At 46.6% G+C, this 401-nt stretch carries 4 tRNA genes; all 4 read right to left on the reverse strand.

What is annotated here, in order from left to right:
* Window position 1 precedes the first annotated feature (1 nt).
* Window positions 2-78, reverse strand: a tRNA-Asp gene (locus CYO92_RS03935).
* A gap of 8 nt (window positions 79-86) precedes the next feature.
* A tRNA-Val gene (locus CYO92_RS03940) sits at window positions 87-162 on the reverse strand.
* A gap of 18 nt (window positions 163-180) precedes the next feature.
* Window positions 181-256 (reverse strand) — tRNA-Glu (locus tag CYO92_RS03945).
* 13 nt (window positions 257-269) lie between these two features.
* Window positions 270-345 (reverse strand) — tRNA-Lys (locus tag CYO92_RS03950).
* Window positions 346-401 lie beyond the last annotated feature (56 nt).

Here is a 401-nt window from a genome sequence, read left to right on the forward strand (position 1 = left end):
ATGGCGCAGCGGACGGGGCTCGAACCCGCGACCTCCGCCGTGACAGGGCGGCATTCTAACCAACTGAACTACCGCTGCACCTAAAATGGTGGTCGCTATAAGACTCGAACTTATGACATCCACCTTGTAAGGGTGGCGCTCTACCAACTGAGCTAAGCGACCTAAAATTTAAAAAACATCTGGCGACCCTTAGAGGATTTGAACCTCTGTTTCTACACAGAGAAAGTAGAGTCCTGAGCCACTAGACGAAAGGGTCATAAACCCAAAAATGGTGTCCTGCGTTGGATTCGAACCAACGGCCCCCTCATTAAAAGTGAGATGCTCTACCGACTGAGCTAGCAAGACATTTGCTTAAAAAAGAATTGAGATTATACAAAAAAACATTATCACATGTCAAGAAA

The sequence above is a fragment of the Campylobacter concisus genome, assembly GCF_002913715.1.
Classification (GTDB): domain Bacteria; phylum Campylobacterota; class Campylobacteria; order Campylobacterales; family Campylobacteraceae; genus Campylobacter_A; species Campylobacter_A concisus_AG.